General features: G+C 39.4%; 16 protein-coding genes. 9 read left to right on the top strand and 7 right to left on the bottom strand.

Annotated features, from left to right (window positions below):
- Nucleotides 1-68 precede the first annotated feature (68 nt).
- The 3 genes from ABD792_RS18305 to ABD792_RS18295 all read right to left on the bottom strand — a co-directional run bounded on the left by ABD792_RS18305 (nt 69) and on the right by ABD792_RS18295 (nt 3,682).
- On the bottom strand, nt 69-1,349 hold the full coding sequence (locus ABD792_RS18305; protein ID WP_345007881.1) for a metal-dependent hydrolase family protein: 1,281 nt from the start codon (nt 1,347-1,349) through the stop codon (nt 69-71).
- A 166-nt stretch (nt 1,350-1,515) separates the two neighbouring features.
- Nucleotides 1,516-2,535 (bottom strand): UDP-glucose 4-epimerase GalE, encoded by a 1,020-nt coding sequence (gene galE / locus ABD792_RS18300; RefSeq protein WP_345007879.1) that lies wholly within the window; start codon nt 2,533-2,535, stop codon nt 1,516-1,518.
- Complete coding sequence (locus ABD792_RS18295; protein WP_345007877.1) at nt 2,528-3,682, bottom strand: DegT/DnrJ/EryC1/StrS family aminotransferase; 1,155 nt, start codon at nt 3,680-3,682, stop codon at nt 2,528-2,530. Before ABD792_RS18295 ends, galE begins: the two co-directional genes overlap by 8 nt.
- Before the next feature lie 158 nt (nt 3,683-3,840).
- On the opposite strand from ABD792_RS18295, the gene ABD792_RS18290 reads away from it, so the two are divergent.
- Both ABD792_RS18290 and ABD792_RS18285 read left to right on the top strand, forming a co-directional pair.
- Nucleotides 3,841-5,166, top strand: a complete 1,326-nt coding sequence (locus ABD792_RS18290) for a 3-deoxy-D-manno-octulosonic acid transferase (protein WP_345007875.1) — start codon at nt 3,841-3,843, stop codon at nt 5,164-5,166.
- Between the two features lie 153 nt (nt 5,167-5,319).
- Nucleotides 5,320-5,610 carry a hypothetical protein gene (locus ABD792_RS18285; RefSeq protein WP_345007873.1) on the top strand — a complete coding sequence of 97 codons (291 nt, stop codon included), beginning with the start codon at nt 5,320-5,322 and terminating at the stop codon, nt 5,608-5,610.
- 77 nt (nt 5,611-5,687) lie between these two features.
- Here the strand turns inward: ABD792_RS18285 and ABD792_RS18280 are convergent, their stop codons facing one another.
- From ABD792_RS18280 to ABD792_RS18265, 4 genes are read right to left on the bottom strand one after another with little or no spacing between them, the layout of a single operon-like run.
- Nucleotides 5,688-7,976, bottom strand: a complete 2,289-nt coding sequence (locus ABD792_RS18280; RefSeq protein ID WP_345007871.1) for an alpha-amylase domain-containing protein — start codon at nt 7,974-7,976, stop codon at nt 5,688-5,690.
- Between the two features lie 9 nt (nt 7,977-7,985).
- The gene (locus tag ABD792_RS18275) at nt 7,986-9,296 is read right to left on the bottom strand and encodes a SusE domain-containing protein (protein WP_345007870.1); all 1,311 of its coding nucleotides are present in this window, start codon (nt 9,294-9,296) and stop codon (nt 7,986-7,988) included.
- A gap of 13 nt (nt 9,297-9,309) precedes the next feature.
- Entirely contained in the window at nt 9,310-10,869 is a 1,560-nt protein-coding gene (locus ABD792_RS18270; RefSeq protein WP_345007868.1) for a RagB/SusD family nutrient uptake outer membrane protein, read from the bottom strand.
- 11 nt (nt 10,870-10,880) lie between these two features.
- Nucleotides 10,881-13,868, bottom strand: coding sequence for a SusC/RagA family TonB-linked outer membrane protein (locus ABD792_RS18265; RefSeq protein ID WP_345007866.1), 2,988 nt, complete (start codon nt 13,866-13,868; stop codon nt 10,881-10,883).
- Nucleotides 13,869-14,127: 259 nt separating this feature from the next.
- On the opposite strand from ABD792_RS18265, the gene ABD792_RS18260 reads away from it, so the two are divergent.
- From ABD792_RS18260 to ABD792_RS18230, 7 genes are all read left to right on the top strand, one after another.
- The gene (locus ABD792_RS18260; RefSeq protein ID WP_345007865.1) at nt 14,128-15,201 is read left to right on the top strand and encodes a LacI family DNA-binding transcriptional regulator; all 1,074 of its coding nucleotides are present in this window, start codon (nt 14,128-14,130) and stop codon (nt 15,199-15,201) included.
- Nucleotides 15,202-15,332: 131 nt separating this feature from the next.
- Nucleotides 15,333-16,694, top strand: coding sequence for an MFS transporter (locus ABD792_RS18255; RefSeq protein WP_345007863.1), 1,362 nt, complete (start codon nt 15,333-15,335; stop codon nt 16,692-16,694).
- A gap of 4 nt (nt 16,695-16,698) precedes the next feature.
- Complete coding sequence (pgmB, locus tag ABD792_RS18250; RefSeq protein ID WP_345007861.1) at nt 16,699-17,379, top strand: beta-phosphoglucomutase; 681 nt, start codon at nt 16,699-16,701, stop codon at nt 17,377-17,379.
- Nucleotides 17,380-17,508: 129 nt separating this feature from the next.
- On the top strand, nt 17,509-19,818 hold the full coding sequence (locus ABD792_RS18245) for a glycoside hydrolase family 65 protein (protein WP_345007859.1): 2,310 nt from the start codon (nt 17,509-17,511) through the stop codon (nt 19,816-19,818).
- Between the two features lie 99 nt (nt 19,819-19,917).
- A complete protein-coding gene (locus ABD792_RS18240) occupies nt 19,918-22,035 on the top strand; it encodes a glycoside hydrolase family 97 protein (RefSeq protein ID WP_345007857.1) in 2,118 nt (705 codons plus the stop codon).
- Nucleotides 22,036-22,039: 4 nt separating this feature from the next.
- Nucleotides 22,040-23,956, top strand: coding sequence for a glycoside hydrolase family 13 protein (locus tag ABD792_RS18235; RefSeq protein WP_425568197.1), 1,917 nt, complete (start codon nt 22,040-22,042; stop codon nt 23,954-23,956).
- A 24-nt stretch (nt 23,957-23,980) separates the two neighbouring features.
- Nucleotides 23,981-25,393 carry an alpha-amylase family glycosyl hydrolase gene (locus ABD792_RS18230; RefSeq protein WP_345007855.1) on the top strand — a complete coding sequence of 471 codons (1,413 nt, stop codon included), beginning with the start codon at nt 23,981-23,983 and terminating at the stop codon, nt 25,391-25,393.
- The last annotated feature ends 244 nt before the right edge of the window (nt 25,394-25,637 follow it).

The raw sequence follows: 25,637 nt of genomic DNA, 5'->3' as shown, positions 1-25,637 counted from the left end.
TAAATTAAATTTTAAGAGATTCTTCATTTCATTCAAAATGACACTTTTCAGGCCTTTTTGTTCCTTTTCTAATCTTTATAAATCTTACCTTCCTTCATAACAAAAACCACATCTTCCATAGTAGCAATGTTTTTTGTAGGATCCTCGGTAGTTGCTATAATATCGGCTATAAACCCCGGATATATCTGCCCTAATTCTTCCTCCTTTTCCAATATTAAAGCATTCGTTACCGTCGCAGATTGTATAGCTTCCATTGCCGGCATTCCAGATTGAACCATGTACCCAAATTCTTTCGCATTGTCCCCGTGTTTAAATACACCCGCATCTGTTCCAAAAGCTATCCCCACACCTTTCTTATAGGCCAAAGCAAAAGTATTTTGAATTTGAGGCCCGATGGCTAATGCTTTGGGCACCACTATCTCCGGATAAAAGCCTTTTATTTTAGCCTTTTGTTCCACTTCTTTTCCAGCAGTAATGGTAGGCACATAATAGGCGTTGTACTGTTTCATAAGCTCCATAGTTTCCTCACTCATTAAAGTACCGTGTTCTATGGTTTTTACGCCTCCCAGAATAGCACGTTTCATACCTTCATCGCCATGCGCATGAGCAGCAACATGCATCCCGTAATCTTTAGCAGTTTCGCAAATTGCTTTAATTTCCTCAATAGTAAACTGCGGATTTGTGCCACTCTTTGCGACACTTAATACCCCTCCCGTAGCTGTAATCTTGATACAATCGGCACCATTTTTATACCGCTGACGTACCGCTTTTTTAGCATCATCAACACTGTTTACAACCCCTTCTTTGGGCCCTGGATCACCAATTAAATCTTTACGCCTACCATTCGTAGGGTCTGCATGCCCTCCAGTGGTCGCTAAGGATTTACCAGAAGTAAAAATTCTGGGACCATCCACTTTATCGGCGTTAATGGCGTTTCTAAGCGATATATTAATCCCCGTTCCCCCTAAGTCTCTTACCGTTGTAAAACCCGCCAGCAGCGTTGCCTTAGCAAACTTCTGAGCATTAAATGCAATATCGGCGTCATTCAATGTGAATTTCTCCAAATAACGATTCGGATTCGTTTCGTGTTCTATATGCACATGCATATCTATTAGTCCCGGCATTACGGTCTTATCCTTTAAATCGACCACCACATCACCAGAAGATTCTGGGTTTATGTAACCGTTTTCTACCGCAATAATTTTGTTGCCTGAGACTATAACTGTTTTTTCCTTTAGAACATCACCGTTTTTAGTATCAATAACTTTACCACAGTGTAAATATGTATCCTGAGAAATTCCTTTAAATGAAAGTAGCAATAACAGCACTAAAAAAAGCAGTCTTTTCATAAATGAAGCTTAATTGGTTAGTATATAAATATACAACTTTAAGCTAACAGGTTGACCCTGTATTGCTTTCATTAACAATAAGGCTTTGAAAATCCGGTCTGTCTAAAAGCATAAAAGGCTACTAAAAACAATTTAGCAGCCTTTTTCTATCATTAAAAGTATCGACTTAACCTCGCACTTTTTGTTCCCAATTCCATGCAGAACGCAAAGCATCGTCTAAAGTCAACTTAGTTTTCCAGCCTAACTCTTCATTGGCTTTTGTAGTATCAGCATAAGCAGAGATGATATCACCTTCTCTTCTGCCTACAATTTTATAGTTCAGTTTTTTCCCTGAAACACGTTCAAAAGCACCAACTACCTCTAAAACAGAACTCCCTTTACCTGTCCCCAAATTAAAAGTTTCGTAGTTCTCCTTATTCTTATCTTCCAAAAGACGCTTAAGAGCCACCACATGAGCTTTTGCTAAATCCACAACATGGATATAATCCCTAATACAAGTACCATCTGGCGTTGGGTAATCATCACCAAAAACAGACAGCTGTTCACGTAACCCAATACCCGTTTGCGTGATAAATGGCACTAAATTTTGTGGCACCCCTATTGGCAACTCCCCAATTTCAACCGATTCGTGTGCTCCTACCGGATTAAAATAACGAAGTGCAATAGCTTTAATAGAAGATGATACTTTACAAGTATCTCTAATAATTTCTTCTCCTATTTGCTTAGTATTTCCATAAGGCGATTCAGCTTGCTTTACCGGTGCATTCTCAGTAATTGGCAATTCATCGGCCTGTCCATAAACCGTACAAGATGAGCTAAAAATAAACGAAGCCGAAGGCAACTTTTGTAACTCCTTTAAGATGTATACCAATGTATTAATATTGTTTTCATAATACAACAAAGGCTTTTCTACACTTTCACCTACAGCTTTACTCGCCGCAAAATGAATAACCCCCTTTACATCACTATGCGCCTTAAAAAACGATTCAACACCTGCTTTATCTTTCAAATCAAGTTTTACAAAAATCGGTTTCTTACCAGTTATCGCAGTAATACCATCCAAAACCTTTTCGGTTGAATTCGATAAATCGTCGATAATAACAACTTCATAACCTTCATTCTGTAACTCTACAACCGTATGGGACCCTATAAACCCCAACCCTCCTGTAACTAATATTTTATCCATTTGTAAATTTTATAACTGTTTCGGTAATATACTCTATTTGTTCGTCATCCAGCTCAGTATGCATTGGTAATGAAATAACATCCTGTATTAATTGATTGGTCACTTTAAAATCATCTTCATTATAACGCGCATCAGCATAAGCTTTTTGCCTGTGTAACGGAATTGGATAATACACCCCACATGGAATGCCCTGTTCATTTAAATGTTTAGCTAAAGCGTCCCTATCGGTTCCTATAACTCGCAATGTATATTGATGGAAAACATGGCAATCGCAAGTATCACAAATTTCCTTGCAACCATTCGACACCTTAGGGGTTATTATATTTTCATAGGCTTCAAAAGCTTTATTATATTTTCTTGCGGCCTCTTGTCTCGCTTTATTATAACTATCCAAATGAGGCAACTTAGCATCCAATACAGCAGCCTGTATACTGTCCAATCTTGAATTTACACCCACCACATCGTGATGGTAACGTTCATACATGCCATGGTTTACAATACCGCGAATGGTATGGGCCAAAGCATCATCGTTTGTAAAAATAGCACCACCATCCCCATAACAACCTAAATTCTTTGAAGGAAAGAAGGATGTAGAAGCAACATGGCCTATAGTACCTGCTTTTGCCTTAGCTCCATCCTTATAAGTGTAATTTGCTCCAATCGCTTGGGCGTTATCTTCAATAACATATAAATTATGCGCTTCAGCAAGCTCCATAATGGCTTCCATATTGGCACACTGACCAAATAAATGCACAGGAACAATCGCTTTGGTTTTTGGTGTAATAGCCCTTTTAATCGCCTCAATACTAATATTAAAGTCGTCTTCATTAACATCTACCAAAACAGGTGTTAAGTTAAGCAGTGCTATTACCTCTACTGTCGCTGCAAAAGTAAAATCGGCCGTAATAACCTCATCACCTGGCTTTAACCCCAAGCCCATCATGGCTATCTGTAAAGCATCCGTTCCATTAGCACAAGGAATAACATGCTTAACACCAAGATAACGTTCTAAATTATGTTGGAACTCATGAACTTTAGGACCATTAATAAACGCTGTATTTTCAATAACTTCCTCTATTGAAGGATTAACAACACCCTTGATCGCTTCATATTGACCTTTTAGGTCGACCATTTGAATTTTCTTCATCTAAAAAAAATTAGAGTCCATGTTAATATTTGGGAATAAACAGGACTTATTTCTAATGCATGCCCGTAAGTTTAATAAGCTACGAAATTACAAAATTAACACACGTTACCAATGAAAGATTCATGAATAATGTTATAATTAAATTAAGTTTTAATAAATTGTTATATCAAATTGAGTTCTTTAAAACAATTATATATTTTCAAGGGAATTATTCTAAAGAAATGTATTTTAGCTCCAAAGAAAAAACATTGGGTTTTATATACAATACCGGCATCCATCTGGCTAACTTAGGACTTAATATGCTAAGCCCGTTCAACACCAAAATTAAACGCGGTGTAAATGGACGCACTTGTACTTTTAACCTACTAAACCAACATCTAAACAAGACAGACAAGACCCTTTGGTTTCATTGCGCATCCCTGGGCGAATACGAACAAGGGCTTCCTGTTTTTAAAGCATTGCGTGAACATTACAAACAGCATAAAATTGTATTAAGCTTTTTTTCTCCATCGGGCTATGAAATTCAAAAGAACAGCCCCGTTGCAGATGTTATTGTATACATACCACTCGACACGGAAAGCAACGCTAAACGATTTTTAGACCTTGTCAATCCAGAACTTACTGTTTTTGTTAAATACGACATCTGGCCCAATTTTTTAAAGGCACTAAAAAAGAGACAAGGACGTGCCATACTCATCTCGGCAGCCTTCAGAAAATCGCAATCCTATTTTAAATGGTATGGAAAATCACTTAAGCAAGCCCTATTTACATTTGAACATATTTTTACACAAAACGAACACTCTAAGAACCTGTTGGAAAGCATAGGTTACACCAAGACAACTGTTGCTGGCGACACACGATTTGACCGTGTTACCAGTCAGTTATCGCAAAATAACAACCTTGACTTTATAAAAACCTTTAAACAAAATAAATTATGTATTGTTGCCGGAAGTACCTGGCCAGAAGGTGAAGCCTTACTCATTAATTATATTAATGAAAACGCGACAGGAGATACTAAATTCATTATTGCCCCTCACAACATTAAAACCAATCAAATAGCACATATTCTGGAAAAGCTCCAGGTAAAAACCTGTTTGTTTTCAGAAAAAGACACCTGTACACTTTCTGATGCCCAGGTATTTATTATCGACACCATAGGAATCCTTTCCAAAATTTACAGTTATGCAGATATTGCTTACGTTGGAGGAGCCTTGGGAACCACAGGCTTACACAACACCTTGGAGCCAGCCGTATTTGGCATTCCCATAATTATAGGCAATAACCATAAAAAATTCCCAGAAGCACAAGCCATGATCGATAATGGCGGCATGTTTTCCATATCCAATCAATCCGCTTTTAATACCATACTTCACGATTTAATTAAAAATCCAGACAAACGCACCCAAGCAGGCAACAACAATCTTAATTATATAAAAAAAAATAAAGGTGCCGTCATCCAAATATTAGACTACTTACGTATATAAGCTGAATTTAACAGTTGTCGTAAAAAAATAAACACAATCTTAAATTTATTTTAAACAAAAACTATTATATTCAACGAAGTGGTTTAAACTTTTTTAATCACTTCAATATTAACATTTTTTAAAACTAAACAATTAACACTAAAACTTAAACAAATGAAAAAACTAGTATTAAGTACCGCACTTTTGGTTGCATTAGGTCTTGCTTTCACTTCTTGTAGAGAGACAAAAAAACCAGATTCTGTAGAAGCCGCTATTGAAAATGCTGCTGAAGCTACTGGCGAAGCTGTTGAAGAAGCTGCAAATGCAGTCGAAGAAGCCGTTGAAGAGGCAGCCGATGCTGCTGGTGATGCTGTTGACGCAGCCGTTGAGGAAGCAGGCGAAGCTGTTGATGCTACTGCTGATGCGGTAAAAAACAAACTAGAAGAAGTAAAAGACGAACATTAATTAAGCTTATCCATTAAAAAAGGCTACCCAAAACAGGTAGCCTTCTTTTGTTTGAATTAGTCATCAAATTAAAAAACCTAATTAAGCATCAAGTTATACGTATTTGCATTTAAATCTAAGGTTATGGTATAATTTCCTTCTGTAGAAACAGCAACATTACTTCCTCCAGACTCCAACGTACCATCAGCACCGTTATCTCCCAGATTAACATCCCAACCATTATTAAACCTAAATTTCATCTCCCCAACAACCAAATCAGCAGTTATAACCCAAACGCTATTCACGTCGTCATACGTCATATCTGTATCAGGGTCATTCCATCCATTAGGAGTAGCATCTCCTATTATAGCCCAATTTCCTAAGGTATAAGTGTTATTTTGCACATCCAAATCTATTTGATAGCTCCCTGCTGTCACAGCTATATTATCGCCTCCAGATTCCAAAGAACCATCTGCACTATTATCGCCCAAGTTAACCTCCCAACCATTATTGGCCCTAAATTTCAACTGACCATCTGTTAAGTTAGCCGTCACTGTCCATACATTTCTTTCAAAATCATAGGACATATCGGTATCGGGTTCATCCCCCCCATTAGGAGTAGCATCACCAATAATAGCCCATGTATTGGCAGACCATGTATTATTGATTAAATCGACATGTATTTCGTAATCTAATGGTCCTGCCAACATAACATTATTACCTGGAGCAGCCAACATCCCTGAGCTGCCATCCCCAGAATCGCCATATATACCATTGTCCCAATTAGGAGCATCGGTAAACTTAAATTCGTTCGTTGCTTCCGTTAATTGGACATGACCAGAATACAAGCCGTCCAAATTAGGTGTATTCACAGAAGATATAAACGGTGCCGAAGCAGGATCCCAACCTTGGTAATTCCCTGGTAAGTACAACATATCTGGAAATGCCGTTTGTGCCTCATCTGTATAGGCCCAAATAGCATACCCACTAGCAGGCGCCTTTACAGTAACCATACCCGAAGCATCCGATTTTTGAAAAACAAAGAATTCTTCTGTATAATCCTTTACATTGGCATCAACCCAATGTGTTTGGATATCTCTGGACACCTCCTCATTACTAATATTTATATACAGCACCAAACCGGGCTTTTCGCCATCGCCTGTGCGCGTAGCAATAAACTCATCGGTATCCACATAATTAACCATCCAATCGCCAGCCGCCAATTCCTGCCTTATCTTTATGAGTTGCTGTATTCTTTGCTTTTGCTCATCACCACTATCCTCATAATGCGAATAAAACACACTTGGATAGCCTGGAGCACTCATAATAAAAGCATAAGCATGTGTTTCCCATTTATCTGGAAATTCGTTACCCCCATCGCGTGCCTCTGTATCATGATTTCCAACAAAAGTAACAGCTTTATTAGGCATACTAGCAAACAAACTAGACCCTGTTAGACTTGTTAAATTACTATTTTCAAAAGCATTACGCATATTAAAAAAGTTAGGAAAATCGAAAGCACTAGCACCAGATTTTTCTACCCAGGGCTGAACAACCCCCGCTAAGTTTCCATCAAAGTTTTCGCCTATAGCATAACCACCAACAGTTTCTACCCATTCCTTAACTATTTCGGGCGCGTAACCCTTTACAAAATCAAAACGCCAACCATCTATTTTCAACACATTAGAATAATAGTTTGCAACAGATTCCTCCGATTTCCACATCCAATCTTGTACATAAGGATTTAAAAGATCCAAATCGGGAAAACCACCAAACTTACCCTCATCAAATAAGTGCTCCGCATTAGGGTGAAAATCATATTGAGTACGGCTAAACATACCCGAAGCAGGCTTAAAAGACGTATAAGATTCCAACTGTCTAAATTCGTTATACTCTAAATCACCGCCACTATTATGGTTTATAACCATATCTGCGATAACCGCTATGCTATTTTCATGAGCCTTAGAGATCATACCTTCCAACTCCGCCCTGTTACCAAATCGGGTTTCCTTAGAACCTTGCTGCTCATAATCACCAAAATCAAAATAATCAAAAGGATCGTAACCCATAGAAAAACCACCCGATTGCCCTTTTGAGATTGGCGGTATCCAAATAGCATCAATGCCATTTTCTGCCCATCCGTCCAACTTCGATTTAACATTATCCCACCATATACCACCTTCGGTAACGTCCCAATAAAAAGCTTGCATAAGCACGCCATTACCAGGTACCAATGCATCCGGTCTTACTTGTGCAGTACCAGTTGCATAATCTGATTCATTTCTATTTTCTTCAATAGCAATGCGCTCGAATGTATCATTTGTACAAGAAGCCAAAAGCAGTATTGAAAAAACACTCAATATTTTTATATATATTTTAGACATCATTTTAATATTTTAGTTGATAGTATACGTTGGGTTATTTTCGTCTGAAAAATCAAGGCGGATGTTATACGTACCAGCACTTACAACAATATTGTCGCCATCTTGCTCTAAAACACCATCAACACCGTCATCACCATAGTTTAAGCCCCAATCGTCGTTCGTTCTAAACTTAATTTCACCATCAACAAGCATAACACCGTTAAGAACCCATACGCCCTCATTGGCATAATCTGGTGTAAAACGCACGTCGGGACCATCCCAACCATTAGGAGCTGCACTACCAACAACACCCCAAATATCAATAGGCTCAACGGTATACTCCAGATTGTTAAAATCTACCGTAACCAAATAGTTGCCACTCGTTACAACCATATTATCACCACCTTCGTCTAGCGTACCATCAGCTCCGGTATCTCCATAATTTAAAGCCCAATCGTTATTGCTTCTTATTTTTAATTCGCCACTTGCCAGCGTAACTATAGCACGCCATTTATCGGATGTTGCATCGTAAGTAAGTGGCATATCGGGACCATCCCAACCATTAGGTGTTGCAGAACCTACCAGACCCCAGGAATACGCCTCGATGGTATAAGAAAAGTCATTTAGGCTAAAGGTAATTTTATAAGTACCTGCTGTAACCATTATATTATCACCGCCTTCTTCAAGAGTTCCATCGGCTCCAGTGTCTCCATAATTTAGAGTCCAGTCGTTATTTTCCCTAATTTTAATCTCTCCACCTACTAACGTAACATACGTAACGAATACATTTCCTGTACTGGTTTTATAAAATGGCACATCGGGACCATCCCAACCATTAGGTGTTGCAGAACCTACCAGACCCCAGGTAGATGACAAATCTAAAATAGTAGAGTAACTCGTTGCCGTAATGGTTTTTACATTAGACTCCGCCACTGAAGTTTCCCCCAATAAGGCTTGTACCCTAATACTTATTTGATTTTCTATGCCAGCAACAGCCCCCGCTTGATTAAAAATAGTGTTTAGCTCTTTAACCGTGAATGCTTTTTCCAAAGTGTTACCAACATTGACTTCTTTCGGTGACACCTCGGTAGTGCCACTTACAGCAAACACCAAATTGTAAGACGCTACAGCCCCTTCGAATCCAAAATCAGGACGGGACCAAGACAGTGTTAATGCTGTTTCACTTTCCATATCCTCTGTTAATACCAAAGCATCTTCACTGGATAACTGTAAGGTTGTTTCGGCATTATCGTTAACAGTAACGAGTTCTTTTTCACTACAGTTGTAAAATACAATACTTAAAATAGCTATAAACAAATAGCCCAATATATTATGTGTTTTCATGTGTAAATACTTTTTAATTAGGATATCCCAAATTTTGTTCTAACAATGGGTTGGCTTGCAACGCTTCCAACGGAAATGGAAACACATTGTAGTGCGAAGGAATTGAAGCCCCTTCAGCTACATTACCCTTCCATGGCCATACATAATCACTTCCTGTAAACAATCCAAAACGTATTAGGTCTTGTCTTCGGTGCCCTTCATAATACAGTTCCCTTGCCCTTTCGTCGATAATAAAATCTAGGGTCAGCTCACCACTATCAATATTCCCAATCGTATTGCCATAGGCACGCTCACGCAAGGCATTTACATACCCTAAAGCTTCATCCACAGTACCTCCGCCGCCTTGTAAATGGGCTTCCGCATACATAAGATAAGCATCAGACAATCTAAACAGCGGGATATCAGTATCGGAAAAACGACTCTCTACAGAAGACCCTGAAGCATAAGCATTTTGGAATTTCGTTGTTGGATAACCATCCTCCCAAACCTTATAATCCGTCATTTCATAATTATGACCAGATGTCCAGAACAAGGCCCTTCCGTCACCTGTAGTACTTAAATCACCAAACAAACTATAAAGTGCTGGTGTACAACGATGGCCAAACCACCCTTCAGAATTTCCAAAATCACCTATTGGCATGGTCGTATCACCCAAACTGGCATTCGTTAAATAAGTCGAATTACCAAAAGACTGCACACTAGTTCTATCCCCTATAAGCGGAAATATAATTTCGGAAGCCATATAATTATCACCCTGAAAAATAGATTGGTAGTCTGCATCCAATGAAAAACCAGATGCCGTTATCACCTTTTCGCTATACGTTAAAGCCTTATCGTATTGTGGTGTACCCGTATACACCTCGGCATTCAAATAAATTTTAGCCAAAACCATATATACCGCTGCTTTGTTGGCACGGCCATAGTCATTGTTTGCAGGAATAACCTCCTCTATTGCCAACAATTCCTCCTCAACAAACTTAAAGATATCAGCACGTGTTTCTTTGGCTTTAAGTACTCCCGTAACCCCATCTGCTTCAGTTACCTTTACAACACCACCAAACATATCCATTAAATAATAATAAGTAAGCGCTCTAATAAAACGTGCTTCCGCCACAAACTGCTCCGCATTTTCAACACCAGCCTTTTGCACATCCAAAATAAAATTGTTTACCTGAGCTATATTAAAATAGCTTCGGTTATAGATGTAACCAAAAAACTTATTAGTTGGCACCCATCCTGTGGCTGTCGTTAAAGGATCAAGCCCGCCATCACCCCATCGGTTTTTCACGATGTCAGTAGTAAGCTCCTGCATGTTCCACATACTTCTAAACCAAACCGTTTCTCCCGGGTCGTCCCCAGCAATATCCGCTTCTTGGTCTCCCGATCCTGGCACTCCTGTACCGTGAAGCACAAAACCACCATAAAGTCTGGCTAAAATACCCAATGCAGCATCAGGGTCTGAAGCCAGTAAATTGTCTAAACTCTGTTCAACAACAGGTTCGGTATTTAAATCGTCTGTACAAGAATACATTCCTGTAGCGATCAATACAATTATTAATAATTTCTTTATCATGATATTTTTATTTAAAAATCTAAGTTTACACCAAACGTATAAGTTCTTGGTCTTGCATATGGCGATTGCTCGATACCATCAAAATTTTCAGGATCCAAACCTTTATAATCAGTAATAACAAAAACATTGTTAACCGATGCATACAATCGTAGACTAAGATTCTTAGAAATAAAGTTTTCCAACTTATAGCCTAGCGTAATATTATCTAACCTAAGAAATGTCGCATCAGACAAATAGAAATCCGATAAAGCCTGAAGATCCGACTGCTTCTCCTGAAACCCATTGTAGGTTGTTCCATCAAATAAGTTAAGTGCATTTTTAATATAGCCTGTATCGTTGGTAGGAATGGCAACATCAGAATACCCCTTATTTAACAAATTAGCATCATAAATATGACCACCCAACTGGCCTCTAAAATTTGCACTAAAATCTAAATTCTTATAGAAAATACTGGTGCCAAAACCATAAGTCCATTTAGGATCTACTGGGGTGAATACCCTATCGGAATCCGATATAACACCATCGCCATTCTTATCTACAAAAGCATCTGCAATAGGATCGCCATTGCTATTATATACCTGCTCATACAACCAGAAAGCACGTCCGCGCTGCCCAACAGCCGTTTGAAGAATATTAACACCCGTACCACGTCCTATACCTCCCCCGCTGGAATATTGCTCAATATTCTCAAGATCCGTAACATACGTTTCATTAAAAGCCAGGTTTCCATTAATCTCCAAAGAAAAATCATCCGTAGTAATAGGCTTCAATTGTAAAGCCAGTTCCACACCTTCACTCTCCGTATTACCCACATTACTAACAAAGCGGTTTTTAAGAGCCCCTTCCGGTTGAGGAACCTCAGCCAGTAAATCTTTGGTCTCCCTTATATAGTAATCTACATTTCCTGAAAGTATATTTTCGAAAAGTTCAAAATCGACACCAACATTAAGCGTTTTTGTTTTTTCCCATGTTAAATCAGGATTATAAACATTGGCCCTATAAGTAGTATACGCTTGGTTTCCAAAAATATAACTTACCGTTGGGTCGCCGTCAACATAAAGGGCCGTATACGGGTAATACCCTGCAGTTCCCGTAATATCCTGTTGTCCCGTAAGACCCCAGCCTATTCGCATTTTTAAGGTATCAACCCAATTAGAATCAGATAAAAAACCTTCCTCATCCAGTTTCCATGCAAAAGCAAAAGCCGGAAAATAGCCCCATCGTTTATCTTCACTAAACAAAGAAGAACCATCTGCCCTTAAAGAAGCCGTTAAAAGATACCTGTCTTTAAGATCCAAATTCAAACGCCCAAAGAACGATTGCAAGTTTAATTCATTCGCATACCTAATAACTTCCGAAGGCTGTCTAAAACCATTATCCGTATTCGTTGGGAATTTAATCCCCTCAGAATAAAAATTTTGGTACGAGTACCCTGCTTGCGCATCCACTTTTGTCACAAACCCCTCAAGGTTTTTGGTGTACGACAAGTAGCCATCCAAGGTATGATCTCGTTTTAACTGTGTCTCCTCATAATTAGGGCTAAAATTGTTGAATATCTCCAACCCTTCATATACAGTATAAGCATCGATGGCTTTTTGCAAATAAAATTCATTGATATCCGATTCAGAATAATCCAATCCCATATTCACGATAGCACGTAATTCTGGCAACCAGTGAAACTTGTAATTCAACTCCAAATTACCCAGAATCCGGTCTGCATCCTCATTACGCTCCCGCTGCTTTAATTTAGCCAAAGCATTTGTTGGCCCCACATTACCATCGGCATCCGTAAGCTGGTAGTATCCGTTAAATTTACCGCCATTGGGATCGAACACTGGTTGCGTTGGATTCAACTCCAAAGCACTCCCAATAGCACCTTCATCCGGCTGGTCCTTTTCTGTAGCAATTCCCTTTGCATTGATCGTTACCTTTAAATGATTATCCAAAAACTCCGGAGCAATATTTAACGAGGCCGTATACCTATTTAATTGAGACTCCTTTAATATCCCCGTAATACCCGAATGCCCAAAAGAAGCACGGAAAGGCACTTTTTCAAACAAATTGGCCCGCGCACTAAAATTATTATCAACACTCATAGAGGTTCTATAAATTTCCTCCTGCCAATCCGTATTGTAAATCGTTCCGTTAACACCCAATAGACCACTGCTATCCGGATACAAAGCATTAATAAAATCGCTATACGTACCAGAATTAAATACATCTATTTTATCAGGTAGTGTACCTACCTGAACACTGGACGACAAATTAAACTTCGGCGCCCCTTTACTACCCGATTTAGTAGTTATAATAATAACCCCGTTAGAAGCTCTCGATCCATAAATAGCCGTAGAAGAAGCGTCCTTAAGAATAGAAAATGACTCTATATCGTTAGGATTTACCAAAGTTAAAGGATTGGCCTGCCCCGCAGGACTAATATTAGATAAAGGAATACCATCTATTACAATCAAAGGACTATTATTACCAGACAATGAAGAACCTCCCCTAATCCTAATATTAGGATTAGCATCCGGTTGCCCACCACTATTTACAATCCTTACCCCGGTAGACTTACCATTTATCATTTGATCTGCAGAGACAATAGCCCCTTTGTTCAAATCCTCAGCCTTTAATAACTCTACCGCACCCGTTGCATCCTTCTTAGAAGTAGACCCATAACCTATTACAACAACCTCACTCAATTGTGCGGCATCCTCTGCCATAACAATATTCAACTCGGTTTGTCCAGAATAGATTACCTCCTGCGATTGATACCCAATAAAAGAAAACAACAAGACATCCCCTGCATTTACTTCAATTGTATACTTACCATCAAAATCGGTTGCCGTACCTGTAGTTGTACCCTTAACAAGTACATTTACCCCGGGAAGCGGTAATGATGTTGATTGTTCCGTTACCATTCCAGAAAGCATTGTTTGCCCTAGCAGACTAGCCGGTGCAAAAAACAGAAAGAACAGCAAACTATTTGCAATTGTTTTCATACAATTATTTTTAATTAATGTGTTTAGTTTAGTTCAATTATATTTTCACTTCTCGGGTTAAAACTATGTAAAGAAATTGTAAACAAATAATTAGAAATTACGAAATTCTTAGCGAAAACGTTTTCGTGTTGAAAACTTTATATAATATACACCTTTTTAGTAAGAAAAACAACAATCAAACACCTATCAAAACAAATAATGTGGTATCTTTAAAACGCTATTTTACTTTTACTTTTAAAGTACTTGATTTTATAAGTTTATGAGAAAAAAAATAACCTTAAAACAAATTGCCCGAGAATTAGACGTATCCGTTTCAACAGTTTCCAAAGCCTTAAGCGGAAGCAAGGAAATTAGTGAAGATACCACCCAAAAAATACAGGCATTTGCAAAACTTTATAACTACAGACCCAATAATATTGCGCTCAGTTTAAAGAACAGAAAGACAAAAACAATAGGTATCCTCATCCCAGAAATAGTCCATCATTTTTTTTCTACAGTAATTAGGGGCATAGAGCTAATAGCTAACAGACGAGGCTATAATGTTATCGTTGGACTATCTAACGAGTCCTTTTCAAAAGAGATTATAAACATGGAAATGCTTGCCAATGGCAGTATCGATGGTTTTATACTATCAATTTCTAAAGAAACCTTACTTAAACAAGATTACCATCATTTTCAGGCGACCATGAACCAAGGAATACCCATTGTTATGTTCGATCGCGTTGTTAATGAAATAAGTTGTGATAAGGTTATTGTTGATGATTTTAACGGTGCCGTTAAAGCAGTGAAAAAACTTATTGACAATCAATGCAAGCACATTGCATTAATCACCACCATGGATTATGTAAGCGTAGGCAGATTACGTACTCAGGGATATCTGGAAGCATTACAAAACAAGGGAATTGAAGCCGACCCTAATCTAATATTGAAGGTTGATGACAGTTTGAATGTCGATAACCATCTGGAGGATTTAGAAATTGAGATAGAGCACTTTTTAAAATCAAACCCCAATATAGATGGTGTGTTTGCCGTAAATGAAATATATGCCGTTACAGCCATGAAGGCAGCCCGAAAATTAGGACGCTCTATTCCAGACAATGTACAAGTGATAGGTTTTACAGATGGCGTGCTGTCAAAACATGCCACACCCAGTCTAACCACAGTGAGTCAGCACGGACAAAAAATGGGAGAACAAGCTGCAAATTTACTCATAGACAGACTGGAGGCACTAGACGCTGAATCCAGTCAATTTATGGGAAATACAGAATCAAAATCAGACTTCATAAAGGTAGTTATAGAGACCGAATTAATTGAAAGAGAATCAACTAAATAATTTTTTTTATTAGGAAAATCTAAATTCTTTTATATCTTTGTCCAAAATCAAAACTTATATTTTCACTTCTCACAGTAAGTTTTGATAAGTAATATCGCTTATCAAATAGTATTAATCTAAACATACTATTAATGGAAAAGCGTAGATTAAGTTTCTGGGAAATATGGAACATGAGTTTCGGTTTCTTGGGAATCCAAATGGGTTTCGCCCTACAAAATGCCAACGCAAGTAGAATACTCCAGATTTTTGGTGCAGATGTTCACGAACTATCCTGGTTTTGGATCGTTGCTCCCTTAATGGGACTTATTGTTCAACCTGTTATTGGTTATTACAGCGATAAAACCTGGCATCCAAAATTAGGAAGAAGAAAACCCTTCTTTTTAGTTGGAGCCATCCTTGCCTCTATTGGTTTAGTACTATTACCGCAAGCAGATTTGTTTATTGCATTCCTACCAGCCATTTGGGTTGGAGCAGGCATGCTTATGATTATGGATGCCTCCTTTAACATTGCAATGGAACCCTTCAGGGCCCTGGTTGGCGATAACCTTAGAACCGATCAGCGCACCTTAGGATTTAGCGTGCAAACAGCACTTATTGGATTTGGAGCCGTTATTGGTTCGTGGCTGCCCTACACCCTAGCAAACTGGTTTGGCATTTCCAACACCACAACCCTGGGCACAGTACCCTTAAACCTTATAGTGTCGTTCATTATTGGAGCAGGAGTACTCATTACATCCATACTGGTAACCGTGTTAACAACCAGGGAATATACCCCAGAAGAACTGGCAAACTTCGAACTGGCACACGCTAACGAAGATACCACAAACCAAACCAACCAAAAACAATCCAGTCTTTTAGATATCTTTGACGATTTCAAAAAAATGCCGGCAACCATGCGGCAACTTAGCTGGGTACAGTTTTTCTCATGGTTTGGCCTCTTTGGATTATGGGTTTTTGCTACACCAGCTATCGCACAGCATGTCTATGGTTTAGAGCACACAGACAGTAGCAGTACCGCCTTTCAGGATGCAGGCGATTGGGTAGGCATTCTATTTGGCGTTTACAACTTAGTATCCGCTTTCTATGCCTTTGCCTTACCCTACATTGCCAAAAAAACTGGAAGAAAACGCACCCACGCACTTTCTTTAGTCATTGGTGGTATAGGCTTGCTTTCCATTTATATTATGCCCGACAAAAACTGGTTAATACTATCCATGATAGGCGTAGGCATTGCATGGGCCAGTATTCTGGCTATGCCCTATGCTATTTTGGCAGGATCCATTTCACCAAAAAAAATGGGCGTATACATGGGCATCTTTAACTTCTTTATTGTCATTCCCCAAATCATCAATGCCCTAATAGGCGGACCATTAGTTAAATATGCCTATAACAACCAAGCCATTTTCGCTTTACTCATTAGCGGAATAAGTTTTTTAATCGCTGCCGCATTAGTATCTAAAGTAAAAGATATTGATGATGCAATACAATCGTAACATAATGAACACCAAAGGATTTATATTCGACCTCGATGGGGTTATTGTAGATACTGCTAAATACCATTATCTGGCATGGAAAGCCCTCGCAAAAAGTATTGGTATCGATTTTACCGTTCATCAAAATGAACAACTAAAAGGCATTAGCAGAGAAAGCTCTTTAAATAAAATTCTCGAATGGGGTAATAAAACACTTCCCAAAGACAAGTTTATGGAGCTCATGAAAGAAAAGAACGATCAGTACCTAAGTTACATTTCCAAAATGGATGAAAACGAAATTCTTCCCGGCGTAACCCAAATACTTGATTACATATCAAAGCAAAAGCACCCTATAGCTTTAGGATCGGCTAGTAAAAACTCTAAAATAATACTCAAAAAAGTAAACCTTATAAATCGGTTTAACGCCATAATAGACGGCAACAATGTAACAAAAGCAAAACCAGATCCCGAAGTATTTTTAAAAGCTGCCAATGCTATTAGCATACCAGCAAACCAATGCGTTGTCTTTGAAGATTCCGTTGCCGGTATACAAGCTGCCAATATCGCAAATATGATTTCTATTGGCATTGGCAATGCCACAATATTAAATGAAGCAGATTTTGTTTTTAAAGACTTTACCGAAATCCATCAGGACTTTCTGGAAAACCTTATAAAAACAAAAAAAGAAGAATTAAAAAAAGTATGAGAGCACAGTAAACTACCTCAAGGTCATCCCTTGAAATAGTAGTTATTAAAAACCATGTTGGTTTCGAGGCAAACCCCGAAACATTCAAATCTCGATTACTGGGTAAAACCCTTACTAATACACTTAAAAATGAACCAAGATTATATAAAACCAAACGATTGGTCAATTATAGAAGAAGGCTTTAATGCAAACCATGTAAAAGCCTCCGAGAGTATATTTAGCATAGGCAACGGAGCCATGGGGCAACGTGCTAATTTTGAAGAGCACTATTCCGGGCCTACATTTCAAGGCAGCTATATTGCCGGAGTATACTACCCCGATAAAACTAGGGTAGGATGGTGGAAAAACGGTTACCCCGAATATTTTGCAAAAGTACTCAATGCCCCCAATTGGATTGGCATTAACGTAACCGTAAACGATGAGCAACTCGACCTGTTTAACTGTAAAACAATTACAGGCTTTAAGCGAGAACTTAACATGAAAGAAGGCTGGCTGTCCAGATCCTTTACCGCTACACTGCAAAACAATACCCAGGTACAAGTCAACACAAAACGCTTTTTAAGCTTGGACTTAGATGAAATTGGTGCCATTCAGTATCAAATCACGCCACTTAACAACAATGCAACTATCATATTAGAACCCTATTTAGATGGCGGCATTACCAACGAAGACACCAACTGGGACGATAAATTTTGGGATACCCTAAAAGTAAACCAAGAAGGAGAACAAGCCTTTATCCTATCAAAAACCATGAAAACAGATTTTCATACCTGTACCTTTATGGAATCCAAAGTATTTTTAAACAAAGCCCCACTATCAAATACCCCAAAATGTTTTACAGATTCCAATTACATAGCATTTAGCTACCAAGCACAAGTTAACAAAGGCGAGACCTATGCCATCCATAAATTTGGAGGCTATACCGTCGACAGAAACCACCCTAAGGACAAACTTATTGCTGCCGCGCAAAACGCCCTTAAAAAAGCAAGAACATTAGGTTTTAATAAATTACTCGACGCCCAAAAGCAAGCATGGTCCCATGTCTGGGATATGGCAGACATAACCATTGGCGGTGATGTAAAAGCACAACAAGGCATCCGTTTTAACATCTTTCAACTTAACCAAACCTACCTTGGTAAAGACTCACGACTAAACATAGGACCTAAAGGCTTTACCGGCGAAAAATATGGCGGCAGCACCTATTGGGACACCGAAGCCTACTGCATGCCTTTCTATATGGCTACCAAAGACCAGCAAGTCGCCAGAAGCCTTCTGGAATACCGCTACAACCATTTGGAAAAAGCCATTGAAAATGCCGAAAAACTCGGATTCAACAATGGAGCTGCCCTATACCCAATGGTAACCATGAACGGTGAAGAATGCCACAACGAATGGGAAATCACCTTCGAGGAAATACACCGTAATGGCGCTATCGCCTTTGCAATTTACAATTACTACCGCTATACGGGAGATTACAGTTACATCCCAGAAAAAGGCCTCGAAGTTTTAATTGGCATTGCCAGATTCTGGCAGCAACGCGCAACCTTTTCAAAAGACAAAAACAAATACGCTATCCTCGGTGTAACAGGCCCTAACGAATACGAAAATAACGTAAACAATAACTGGTATACCAATTATTTAGCACAATGGTGCATTAACTATACACTAGAAACTATCGAAAAGGTAGACACAGAATACCAATCAGATTTTCAAAGGATTGCCAAAAAGCTCAAACTTACAAAAAAAGAAATGGCCCTTTGGAAAGCCGTAGCCGACAATATGTATTTCCCATATTCAAAAAAACATCAAGTATACTTACAACAAGACGGCTTTTTAGATAAGGAGCTAATAACAGTATCCGATTTAGATACATCACAACGCCCCATAAACCAAAAATGGTCGTGGGACAGGATTCTGCGTTCACCCTACATAAAACAAGCCGACACCCTACAAGGATTTTATTTTTTTGAAGACCAGTTCACAAAAGAAGAACTAGAACGCCATTTCGATTTTTACGAACCCTTTACAGTTCACGAAAGCTCACTATCCCCATGCGTCCATAGCATACAAGCCGCAAAACTAGGCCGTATGGAACAAGCATACACCTTTTATTTACGTACCTCCCGATTGGATTTAGACGATTACAACAAAGAAGTACACGAAGGACTCCACATTACCTCTATGGCAGGTACCTGGATGAGCATTGTAGAAGGCTTTGGCGGTATGCGCGTTAAAAACAACACCCTACATTTCGAACCCAGAATACCCAAACAATGGGAAAACTATTCCTTTAAAGTGAATTTTAGAAACCGTATCCTAAAAGTAAACGTTACACAAAAACAAACACGATTTGAAATGATAAGTGGAGAACCCCTCGAGTTCTTTGTAAACGACAAACCCCTGTCCTTGCAAAAAGAGCAATTACTAGCTTTAAACTAGAACTAAGACAAACACATAAACCCTTTGTGCATTTTGATGCAAACAGAAAATCAAGATGCATTCCATACAAAATGCACAACAGGTAAAACATTATTAAAAATGAAGAAGTCAATCATAACAACCCTGGCCCTTTTACTCTTAGCCCTTAATTACACCCTTGCACAAGAGTTAAAATCACCAAACGGTGCATTAACTATGCAATTTTCAATTAAAAGCAACGGCATACCAACCTACCAATTATCCTATAAGAACAAAGCCGTTATAAAAACAAGTAAACTAGGTTTAGAGTTGAAAGACGACAAAAAATCCTTGCTGGATGATTTTACAATTTCAAAAATCGAACGCGCTACCTTCAACCAAACCTGGCAACCAGTTTGGGGAGAAGTCAAAAACATTCACAACCATTACAACGAACTGGCAGTAACCCTAACCCAGAACGAAACCAACAGGATGCTTATAATCCGCTTTCGTTTATTCGATGACGGCCTCGGATTTCGTTACGAGTTCCCCGCTCAGGACAATCTGGTATACTTTGTTATTAAAGAAGAAAAAACACAATTTGCCATGACTGGCAACCATACCGCATTTTGGATTCCGGGCGATTACGACACCCAGGAATACGATTATACCGAGTCCAAACTTTCAGAGATCAGAGGCCTATCAGAAAAAGCCATGACCGAGAATTTATCACAAAGAGCTTTTTCCCCTACAGGCGTACAAACCGCTTTAATCATGAAAACAGCCGAAGGCCTGTACCTTAACCTTCATGAAGCCGCACTAATTGATTATTCCTGTATGCACTTAAATTTAGATGACGAAAAAATGATCTTCGAATCCTGGCTAACACCCGATGCCAATGGCGACAAAGGACACATACAAGCCCCTTCTCATTCCCCCTGGCGAACCATCATAGTTAGTGACGATGCCCGCGATATCCTGGCATCGAAAATAACCCTAAACCTAAACGAGCCTTGTAAAATAGAAGACACCTCATGGATTAAGCCCGTAAAGTACATTGGCGTTTGGTGGGAAATGATTACAGGAAAAAGTTCATGGGCCTATACCGATGAATTGCCCGCAGTACAATTGGGCATTACCGATTACACAAAAGTAACACCTAACAGCACCCATGCAGCAAACAACACAAAAGTAAAAAACTACATCGATTTTGCTGCCGAGCATGGTTTTGATGCCGTTCTGGTAGAGGGCTGGAACCAAGGCTGGGAAGATTGGTACGGCCATTCCAAAGATTATGTTTTCGACTTTGTAACACCCTACCCCGACTTTAATGTAGAAGCCATCCACAAATACGCAGCATCCAAAGGCATTAAAATGATTATGCACCACGAATCCTCTGGTTCCGTTCGCAATTACGAGCGCCATATGGACCAAGCCTATCAATTTATGAAAGACCATGGATACGACGCAGTAAAAAGTGGTTACGTAGGCGCCATTTTGCCACGGGGTGAAAACCACTATAGCCAATGGATTATAAACCATTACCAATACGCTCTCGAAAAAGCTGCCAACTACAAAATTATGATAAACGCCCATGAAGCAGTACGACCTACGGGCATTTGCCGTACCTACCCCAACCTAATAGGCAACGAATCGGCCAGAGGCACCGAATACCAGGCCTTTGGAGGCTCCAAACCCAATCACGTTACTATATTGCCATTTACACGCTTAATTGGCGGCCCTATGGACTACACGCCCGGAATTTTTGAAATGGATATTAGCAAACTCAACCCAAACAACAATTCGCACGTAAACAGCACTTTAGCAAATCAATTGGCACTATACGTTACCATGTACAGCCCCCTACAAATGGCTGCAGACCTACCAGAACATTACGAACAATTTATGGATGCCTTCCAATTTATTAAAGACGTAGCTATCGATTGGGACGAAAGCATCTACCTCGAAGCAGAACCTGGCCATTTCATTACCGTTGCCCGCAAAGAAAAGAACACAAACAACTGGTTTGTTGGCAACGTAAATGGTAACAATGCCAGAACCTCAACCATCACATTCGACTTTTTGGAAAAAGGCAAACAATACATAGCCACCATCTATGCCGATGCCAAGGATGCACACTATAAAACCAATCCCCAAGCCTATACCATTACATCCAAAAAAATTACAAACAAATCAAAACTAAATCAGCTATCCGTTCCTGGTGGAGGATATGCCATTAGTATCAAAGAAACCAAATAAAAACATGGCTTGCTATTTAAACAAAGAAAACAGTATCAAACACTTAATTTGTATCAGTCTATTCTGTATTTTTACAAGCATGTTGTCCCATGCGCAATTACAGAGAGTAGAACCCCCAAACTGGTGGGTAGGCTTTAAAAGCTCACAATTACAACTTTTGGTACAGCACCCTAACATTTCAAATGCTACACCACACATTTCCCATGAAGGCGTACAAATAAAAAACGTCCATACCGCCGATAGCCCCAATTATTTATTCATTGATTTAACAATCGCCAATACCGCAAAAGCAGGTAAATTCAACATCAGGTTTAAACAAAATAACGGTGACGAATTAGTACATCAATACGAACTTAAAACAAGAGAAATACCTGCCAAGGACTTTATAGGCTTTAACAGCAGTGATGCCATATACCTAATAACGCCCGATCGTTTTGCTAATGGAAATCCCCAAAATGATATTGTTGCGTCCCTACAAGAAAAAACCGTAGACAGAAACGACAACTATGCCCGTCACGGTGGCGATATCCAAGGCATTATAAACCATTTGGACTATATCCGGGACATGGGCTTTACCGCCATTTGGCCTTGCCCCCTGTTAACCAACGACATGCCGCAAGGATCCTATCATGGCTATGCCATGACCAATTTCTATGAAATCGACCCCCGGTTTGGATCACTCGACACATACATCCAGTTAGCAACCAAACTGACCCAAAACGGCATGAAACTTATTATGGATCAAGTAGCCAACCATTGCGGCGTCGAACATTGGTGGATGAAAGACCTCCCATTTAAAGATTGGGTAAACTTTCAAGACAACTATGAAAAAAACAAAGACAACTGGAGCGACCAAACAAACATAAACACCTCCCACAGGCGCACCACCAACCAAGACCTCTATGCAGCCCAATCCGATAAAAAAACAATGAGCGGAGGCTGGTTTGTTTCCGGAATGCCCGACCTCAACCAACGCAACCCCTTTATGGCCAAATACATAATTCAAAATAGCATTTGGTGGATAGAAACAGCTAAATTAGGTGGCATCCGTCAGGACACCTACCCCTATTCCGATAAAGATTTCATGAGTGTTTGGGCAGGGCAAATAATGAACGAGTACCCAAACTTTAGCATTGTTGGAGAAGAGTGGTCAATCAACCCCTTGCTAATTGCCTATTGGCAACATGGCCATAACAACAAAGACGGATACAATTCCAATTTAAAATCCCCTATGGATTTCGCCATGCAAAACCTAATCGTACAAGGTCTAAACGAAGAAGAAACCTGGGGTACTGGCTTGATAAAGATATACGAAGGCCTTGCAAACGATTTTGCATACACCTCACCAAAAGACCTCATGATCTTTCCAGACAACCACGACATGAGCCGTATATACACCCAATTGGGAGAAGACACCACTAAAACCCAAATGGCTTTGAGCTATATCCTAACACTGCCCAGAATCCCACAAATATATTACGGCACCGAAATATTGATGAACGATTCGGCCAAACCGGGAGACCACGGACTCATTAGAACCGACTTCCCTGGCGGCTGGGAACACGACCCCATTAATGCTTTTTCCAGTGAGGGTTTAAGCGATTCACAAAAAGCGATGCAGCTTTATCTAAAGAAAATCCTAAACTACAGAAAACACAGTAAGGCCATCCATGAAGGTAAGACCATTCACTTTGCACCCGAAAACAACACATACTTACTATTCAGAATACATGACAATGAGACTGTAGTCCATATCATGAACAAAAACAAAGGCCCTGTCGACTTAAACCTAAGCCGCTTTGACGAAATGGGGTTACAAGGCAAAACACTCACAAATATCATATCCGGAGAAAAAGTGGTTTGGAGCAACACCCTAACCCTAACACAAAACGGAAGCATCTTACTAACCACAAAACCCTAAGTGAAATTCCATAAAAAAGATCAAATGAAACAGCTACACCTCATACCCTATATCATTACAATACTCCTTGCTTTCTCCTGCAAACCTAAAGCAGAGCAAACACCTGCACCCATCCTTACAGATACAGCTTTGGAAAACGCCATTATTTACGAAGCCAACATCCGTCAATACGATCCCGAGGGTTCCTTTAAAGCATTTACCAAGGACATCCCCCAATTAAAACAACTCGGTGTAAAGATCATTTGGCTCATGCCCGTTTTCCCCATTTCAGAAACCAAGCGCAAGGCCACAGGAGGCGATTTTGCCAGTTTGATTGAAGACGAGACCGAACGAAAAAAAATGCTGGGTAGCTATTACGCCGTTTCAGATTACACAAAGATCAATCCCGAATTTGGCACCATACAAGACTTTCGCGAATTAGTAAAAACAGCACACCAAAACAACATGTACGTTATTTTAGACTGGGTACCTAACCATACCGGATGGGACCATGTGTGGCTTAAAACAAACCCCGAATTTTATGCAAAAAACAACAAAGGCGAAATCACCGATCCCCTAAATGACGATGGCACCTCAAAAGGTTGGGGCGATGTAGCCCAATTGGATTATTCAAACCCAGACATGCAAAAAGCAATGATAAAAGACATGATGTACTGGGTAGAAACCGAAGACATCGACGGATTTAGATGCGACCATATAGAACCTACACCCGTCGCCTTCTGGAAAAAAGCCATCACCGAGCTAAGTGCCAAAAAAGCACTCTTTATGCTTGCCGAAAACGACGACCCTAAATTTATGAAAACCGATTTATTTGATATGGAATACGGCTGGAAAGCCCACCATTTAATTAAAGAAATAGTGCATAAAGAAAAGACCCTAAAAGATTTTGACGCACTTATGGAATACATAGATACCACCTACGAAAACGATGACATTATCATGAATTTCGTAACCAATCACGACGAAAACTCCTGGGCAGGCACCATACAAGAACGCTTGGGAGATGCCGCAGAACTTGCTACAGCCCTAACTTACACGATCCCCGGAATGCCCCTTATTTATTCAGGCCAGGAATACAACCTCAACCATCGTTTAAAATTTTTCGAAAAAGACTCCATTCCCAAAACAAAAAGTAATATGTGGGCACTTTTAGAAAAATTGGGCACATTAAAAACAACCAACATAGCCCTGCACGGTGGCAAGGCAAAAGCCAGTTACAAAAGGCTCCACACAGGAAATAACCAAGTTTTGGCATTTAAGCGCTACAAAGAGAACAAAGAACTAATCTTTATTGGTAACCTTTCAGATTCCTTGCAAACATGCCAACTGCCAATTACAGGTCCTTTTAAAGATTACATAAAAGACAAATCATTAACACATCAAGAAAACGACACATTAACTTTACAGCCCTGGGAATACAAAATACTCGTAGAGTAAATTGTAGCTTGTATGTTTAAAGCAAAAAAGCAGTACTTTGTCTTTCCAATATTTCAACAAGCTTAACACAGGCTTTGGAGGAATCTCTTAATAGACAATTCGCAGGAGAAACTATGCATTTAAAGGATGTTTTAAATAATTAATTGCTTTAACTAATTTAGATTGTGACCACCTGGCTATTTCGGAGTGACCATGCCACGTATTTCGGTCAAACAGTGCCACTTTGAGAGATCCTGCAATGATA

It is taken from the genome of Snuella lapsa (genome assembly GCF_039539345.1).
GTDB lineage: Bacteria > Bacteroidota > Bacteroidia > Flavobacteriales > Flavobacteriaceae > Snuella > Snuella lapsa.
Note: the sequence above shows the minus strand (reverse complement) of the source record. Positions and strands in the feature narration are given on the sequence as shown.